Annotated in this window: 3 protein-coding genes; all 3 read right to left on the bottom strand. The window is 50.6% G+C overall.

Going from position 1 to position 7394, the window contains the following annotated elements; all coding sequences use genetic code 11:
- Positions 1-1591 (bottom strand): condensation domain-containing protein (locus tag ICL55_RS34790; protein ID WP_223151696.1); only part of this gene is annotated, 1591 nt, incomplete at its 3' end.
- Complete coding sequence (locus ICL55_RS34785; RefSeq protein ID WP_188106672.1) at positions 1588-6642, bottom strand: non-ribosomal peptide synthetase; 5055 nt, start codon at positions 6640-6642, stop codon at positions 1588-1590. The genes ICL55_RS34790 and ICL55_RS34785, both read right to left, overlap by 4 nt.
- On the bottom strand, positions 6639-7385 hold the full coding sequence (locus ICL55_RS34780) for an aspartate/glutamate racemase family protein (protein ID WP_188106669.1): 747 nt from the start codon (positions 7383-7385) through the stop codon (positions 6639-6641). The genes ICL55_RS34785 and ICL55_RS34780 overlap by 4 nt, the downstream gene beginning before the upstream one ends.
- Positions 7386-7394 lie beyond the last annotated feature (9 nt).

The raw sequence follows: 7394 nt of genomic DNA, 5'->3' as shown, positions 1-7394 counted from the left end.
ACGTAACGCCCGAAGGATAGGTGACAGCCGTATCGTTGAAGGTTTGCAACAGCTGCTGCTCTTCGGAGGCCGACAGATATGCCAGCCTGCTCACCGGCATGTCCGGCGTGGCGATCACCTGCGTCAGCAGGCTACGGAAATGGTCCATCAAACGGACCATGGTCGCTTTTTCAAAAACGTCGCTGTTGTACTGCACGTCCATGTACAACCGGCCACCGGACGTGATGAAGGAAATGTGCAGGTCCAGTTTTACCGCGCAGGCGCCTTTCTCCACGATCTGGCCGGTGACTTCGCTGTCATCGCCGACCGCTTCCTGCTGTTGCAGCGCCATCATCACATCAAACACTACAGAGCGGCTCATATCACGGCGGATATTGAGATCATCTACCAGCCGATCGAAAGGATACTGCTGATGTTCATAAGCCGCCAATGTCACTTCCCGGACAGATTCCAGCAAAGCGGCAAAAGAGGAACGGCCATCAAAACGGGTACGCAGCGCCAGCGTATTTACATAAAAGCCCAGCTGGTCTTCCAGTTCCCCGTGGCCTCTGCCGGCCACAGGACTGCCAACGATAATATCTTCCTGGCCACTGTAACGGTACAACAACCCATTGAGCACGCCCAGCAAGCCCATAAACAAGGAACTCTGATGATGGGTACACAATGCCTGCAAATCGGCCACGGTACGCTCATCTATGACGGTCGATAACGCGTAGCCATTATAGGTCAGCACCGCAGGCCGTACTTTCTCTGCGGGTAAAGCCAGCACCGGTAACTCACCAGACAGCTGCTCTTCCCAGTAATGACGGTCGGCCGTAAAATCGGCGCCTGACAACTGCTGTTGCTGCCACGCAGCATAGTCTTTATATTGAATCCGCAACGGCGCTTCCGCTGGCACTTCCCCGCGTTCGAAGCATCGGTAATATTCCAGTACTTCACGGCTCAGCAGCTCCATCGACCAGCCATCGCTGATGATATGATGCAGGTTAAAATGAAGGATATACCGTTGTTCACCGGTGTGTAGCAGTCCTGCCCTTAGCAGCGGCCCGTTCGCCAGGTCAAACACCTGCGTGGCCTGCGTGTCGAGATAGGCTGCGATTTCTGCTTCGGTATACTGTGTGGCGTCCACACTGGTAAAACGAAACCGCGATGCTGACACCGGCAATACTACCTGGCGCAATTCACCGGCTGCGCTCACCCGGAAAACGGTGCGCAGTATTTCATGGCGGGCTATCGCATGCAGGATCGCCTGTTCAAAAAAGACAGCGTTGTAAGCTCCTTCCAGCGGAACACTACCGGAGATATGATAGGCACGGGAACTGCCTGCCTGCTGGCTGAGCAGCCATAGCCGCCGCTGACCATCTGACACAGCATAATCTGTATGTTCCGCAAGGACGTCAATGGATGTATGCAGCTTATTTTTTCTCTGGTAGGAATTGATGAGGGTGATCAATTCTTCTTTATGGCGGCTGATTTCAGCCATCAGCTCACTATTTAAAACACCCTTGGGTGCTTTAATATCCAGTTTCCCATCAACAGGCTTTATAACGACTTTCAGTTTTTTCAACCTGGAATACAGATCTGCTATCATATGGTATATCTTTCAACGTTATCAATATTGTCGGCTTCCAACATGTCGGTACTTACCCAGCAGGCCCGCTCAATTTCAGCAGCCATGTCCTCAATAGTCGGTCGGCTGAACAGGGCATCGAGGCTATAGCTCACATCAAAAGCCTTATTTACTCTGGAGAAAAGGCGCATGGCTTTGAGGCTATGACCTCCCAGCTCAAAGAAGTTGTCTTTCACGCCTATGTTTACTTTACCCAGGACTTCTTTCCAGATGTCCACCAGGGCTGTTTCAATATCATTTCTGGGGGCCACATATTCCACCAGCGTGCCTGTGCTCATGATATCGGTAACAGGTAGATTTTTCCTGTCAACTTTACCGCTGCCGGTGAGTGGTAACCGCGCCAGCTGCATGAAAGCGGCCGGTACCATGTAGCTGGGCAACTTCGTCAGCAGGGAAGCGCGCAGCGCTGCCGTATCCAGCTTTTCACGACCGGTGACATAGGCCAGCAGGAAAACATCGCCCGTCACATCGGGGCGTGCTATCACCACCGCATCCTCTACTTTTTCATGTTCCCTTAAGGCATGTTCAATTTCTTCCAGTTCAATCCGGATACCGCGGACCTTCACCTGTTCATCTTTTCTTCCCAGGTATTCAATATTCCCATCCGGCAGCCAACGGCCAATATCGCCGGTGAGGTACAGGCGACTGCCGGGGTGGAAGGGATTGGCAATAAATTTCGCTGTGGTCAGTTCCGGTTTGTTGAGGTAGCCCCGCGCCAGCCCCATACCGGCGATCGCTATCTCTCCAACAGCGCCAACAGGCAATAACGCGCCCGTTTTGTCCATGATATGCATTTGTGTGTTCCATACAGGCCGACCAATAGGAATGATGTTATCACCTTTGGCAACCGGATACCAGGTTACGTCGATGGAAGCTTCCGTAGGGCCGTACAGGTTATACACCGGTATATCTGTTCTGCTGTACCACTGCTGCATGGTATCCGGCGACAACACTTCCCCGCTGGTAATCACCCTGCGCAGATTTTGCAGGCGGTCCGCCCATGCATCGTTTCCGGCCAGCTCGGTCATAAAGTTTTTCATCATACCAGGCACAAAATGCATACAGGTGATCTTTTGTTTGTCGATCAGTGACAACAGGCTCTCTGCGGTACCTATATCCTGTTTATCCGCGATCACCATTTTTGCGCCCATGCAGAGCGGCATAAAAATCTCCCATACCGAAACATCAAACGTATAGGTGGTTTTTTGCAGGATGATATCCGCGACATTAAACCCGAATTGATGCCACATCCATTCTATTCTGTTTACCACGCCGCGATGTTCCAGCATACAGCCTTTGGGCTTGCCGGTGGAACCGGAAGTATAGATCACGTACATCAGGTCGGCAGGGCTGTTCACCGCTTCGGGGTTGTTGCTGCCATAGTCGGCAGACACCTGACGGAATACTTCCAGAAACGCTTCATCTATCAATATTTTGGCGCTGCTATCTGTCAACAGATAGCTTACACGTTCTTCCGGGTAACCGGGATCAATCGGTACATAAGCCGCTCCGGATTTTAGTATGCCCATCAGCGTGATGACCATCCATTCACTACGCTCCAGTTTAACCGCAATACGTTCATCCGGCCGGATGTTATAGTTTATCCGCAGATAGTTGCCCAGCCTGTTGGCCAGTTCATTGAGCGACTGATAGGAGATTTCTTTCCCGCCCGCTATCACCGCTGTCCTTTCCGGGTGTAGCAGCACCTGTTCTTCAAACAGGGCCGTCATTGTTTTCTCTTTCGAGAAGTTGTGTGCTGTGGCGTTAAAGGTGACCAGCAACTGTTCTTTTTCTTCCGGCGTCAGCAGGCTTAACGCGTCCACCGGCGTGGCAGGCGCTGATACCACCGCAGCGAGGAATTGCTCAAAATGAGCCGCCAGCTTAACGGCGGTGTTATGGTGATAGATATCGCTGTTGTATTCCAGGATCAGGCGCAGATCGCCGTCAGCCTCATGGAAATTGAACAGGAGATCGAACTTGCTGGTGATCCTGCCCTGGCTATGGTATTCGCTGATCTGAATACCTGCCGGGATATGGTGTTCATCTACCTTCAACAGTCCTGTATTCTGTAAAATCACCATCACATCGAACAGCGCATTTCTGCTGGTATCGCGGGCGAGGTCCAGCGCTGCGATCAGCTCATCGAAAGGATATGCCTGGTGACCGTATGCCGCCAGTGTGGTCTGTTTTACGGACGCCAGTAAGCCGGTGATGCTGTGCGTGCCTTCCACATGATTTTTTAAGGCGATGGTATTGACATAAAATCCTATCTGGTCTTCCAGGTCTACATTGTCTCTGCCGGCAACGGGGCTGCCGATGATCATATCTTCCTGACCGGAGTATTTATACAACAGGCCGCTAACAACTGTCAGCAGTCCCATGAACAAGGTGGCATCTTCTTTTTGACAGAGTTGCTTCATTTTTTCTGTCAGCGCAGTGTCTATGGTTTTCACTACTTTTCCGCCGTTGAAGGTTTTCACCACGGGTCGCGGCTTATCTGCCGGAAACTCCAATACCGGCACCTGGCCTTCGAATTGTTTCAGCCAGTAAGCTTTCTGCATATTCAATTTATCCTCTTCCAGATGGGATTGTTGCCAGACAGCGTAATCTTTATACTGCAATTTTAACGGCGCAGGCGCAAGCGTATTACCGGCTACCAGTACGTTGTAGTTGCCCAGCAGTTCGTTCATGAATACGCTCATAGACCATCCGTCACTAATGATGTGATGCATCACATAACTCAAAACCCATTTCTTATCCGACAAGCGGAATAAAGTCAGGTGTACCAGCGGTCCCGCTGCGAGGTCAAACGCATGGTCTGCTGCCGCCTGTATAGCGGATTCCAGCAACAGCGCCTTCTCTTCTTCCCTGGCCAGGTCCTGATAAAGGAGATCATTCGTGATTGCTTCCGCAGGATGGATATATTGCCGGATAGCGCCATCTTCCTCTACGCGGAACACCGTGCGTAAACTCTCATGCCGTACCAACACCGCCTTAAACGCCGCTTCCAGCGCAGCTTTGTTGATATGGCCATCCAATACGAAAGAGCCCTGCATGTTATAGGCTTTGTTCCCTTCCGCGAACTGGCTCAACAGCCACAAACGACGCTGGGATGATGACAGCACGTATGACGATGCCGGCGCAGCCACTGTTATGGTTTCATATTTATCTGTGAGGCTGTCACCGATAAGCCGCGCCTGTTCTTCAATGGTGCGATGCGTAAAGATATCCGTGATCTTCAGGCTCACATCAAAGCCCCGATGAATACGGGACACCAGTTGAATAGCGCGCAACGAATGGCCGCCGATGCTAAAGAAGGAAGTATTCCGGCTTACTTTCCCTAAGCCGAGGATCTCTTTCCACATTTCTGCCAGCGCTGTTTCCATATCGCCTACCGGTGGTTCAAAATGCTGATCGCCCATGATCACCTCTTCCGGCAACGGAAGCGCTTTTTTATCGATCTTTCCGTTGATGCTTAATGGAAACTCCGGCAGGTGAATAAAATAGGCCGGCATCATATATCCGTTCAGGTATTTTCCGAGCATTTCCCGCAACCGGGTAGGCTCTGTTTTTTCGCCGGTGTAATAGGCGATCAGGCTCAGCTGATTGTCATCTGACCGATATGTTTTGGCTACAGCACCCGTAATCACCGAATGTTTCAGCATCGCCAGCTCTACTTCCTGCAATTCCACCCGCACCCCGTTTATTTTCACCTGACTGTCCAGACGGCCCAGCACTTCTATGTTCCCATCTTCCAGATAGCGTCCCAGATCGCCGGTTTTGTACACAATATCACCGGCGTCACCTGACAGCGGATTTTGAACAAAACATTGTGCTGTCAAAGCTTCATTTTTATAATATCCTTTGGTGGCAAAAGGCGTTTTAACGTAAATCTCCCCTATTTCACCAGCCCTGCAGATATGGTTATCTTTTACGATGGCAACGATACAATTACTGATAGGCACGCCGGCAGGAATAATATGAGCAGGATTGTCCGGTATTTCCCTGATGCGGTAAAAAGTTTTGATCAGGGTGGTTTCCGTTGCCCCATACAGGTTGACCAACGCCGTTCCCTCGCCGGCCACCTTGCGCCAGGCGGCAATATCCCGGCCATACAATATTTCCCCTGCCATCAGGATATATTTTAAATCGGGGAAGCTGCGGGGATGATGTCCATGGTCGGCCTGCAATTCCTTTGTCAGCACACGGAACAGGGAAGGCACACAATGCACCATGGTAATATGGTTGTCCGCTATCCAGTTCAACAGAAAAGCGGGATTGTTTTTAGTGTCTGCGGCGGGAATACACAACGTGCCGCCGGCGATGAGCGCCACGAAAATATCGCGGAGAGAGGCATCAAATGTGATCTGCGTGATCTGGCTGATACGGCAGGTATCATCTATGCCAAACTCCCGGATTTCCCAGTGCACAAAATGGCTAAGCCCTGCATGTGCGCCCAGGATCGGCTTTGCCTCACCGGTGGACCCTGACGTAAAGAATATATAGTTGCTGCTGTCGCCGTCTACTGTCAGCGCCGGGTCTTCCGACCAGCCAGGCAATTCGTCAAAAGCTTTTTCTACTGCACCGCTGAAAAGACGTAACGTGTTATTCTTTTCCACCAGTATGAGATGGGTGATATCCACACCCAGACCGGCCGCTATTGCGACGGCAGCTTCGCGGGTATCTTCATGGACGATCACAATACCGTCGAACGTCTGCGTAAAAATCTGACGTAATCTGTGTTCTGAAAAAGAGATGTCTGCCGGCAGATACACGCCTCCTGCTTTAAAAACGCCCAGCATGGCGCCCACCAGCTCGATGGAAGATGGCATCAGCACCGTCACGATGGTTCCGGTAGTGCAGCCGATAGTATGCAGCAGGGCAGCAATCCTGTTGGCAGTTATATTCAGATCATGGTAAGTTATGCGCGCATCGGGGGCTTCTACAGCAATACGGGAAGGTTGTTTCTTTACTACTTCCTGGAATACACTATGTATTACTTTCTTATTCATAGACGATTACTTTTATAATTTTTCTTAACGTCAGTATTGTAACAATAGTCAACTGTTTTTCTTGCCAGCAGGTCCAACGTATCAATGTATTGGACCTCCATATGTTCCTGCTTCACGCCCAGCGACACTTCCGTACATCCGCCGATAATGGCGTCCACGCCCATGTCTATCAGTTTCTCCCGTGATTGGTGCATCAGTGCGATGGCTTCATCTGAGATGCGTGCCGACTTAAATCCATTTCTCATATACACGGCTTTCATAAAAAGCAGCTCCTGGTCTTGCGGAGAAAGCGTCACGATTTCCACATTACAGTCTGCCAGCTCCCGGTGGAACAGACCGGTCCGGATGGTGCCGGTGGTAGCCATCAGGCCGATACGTTTGGCACGCGGAAGTTCATTTCTGATATGTTCTGCAATCAGGTATAAAGGGTTAATAACGTTGGCGCTGGTGAATGCGCTGATCTGCTGGTAATAATAATAGGAAGTGATGCAGGCCAGTGCAATGGTATCTACCTCATACCGGTTAAACATTTCAATGGAACAGAGAATATCGTTTAGGGGGGACCGTTCATTATGAATGATGGCCCTTGTTCTGTCGGGGATAGCGGAGTTATTATGCAGGATGATGTCCAGAAATTCCTGGTCTGTATCTGCCGGAGAATAGTCGATAATTTTTTTAAAGAACAGCGCTCCGGCGCGGGAACCCATTCCTCCAATAATACCCAGCTTTTTTTTATTCTTCATAAGAAAATA

It is taken from the genome of Chitinophaga varians (assembly GCF_014529945.1).
GTDB lineage: Bacteria > Bacteroidota > Bacteroidia > Chitinophagales > Chitinophagaceae > Chitinophaga > Chitinophaga varians.
Note: the sequence above shows the minus strand (reverse complement) of the source record. Positions and strands in the feature narration are given on the sequence as shown.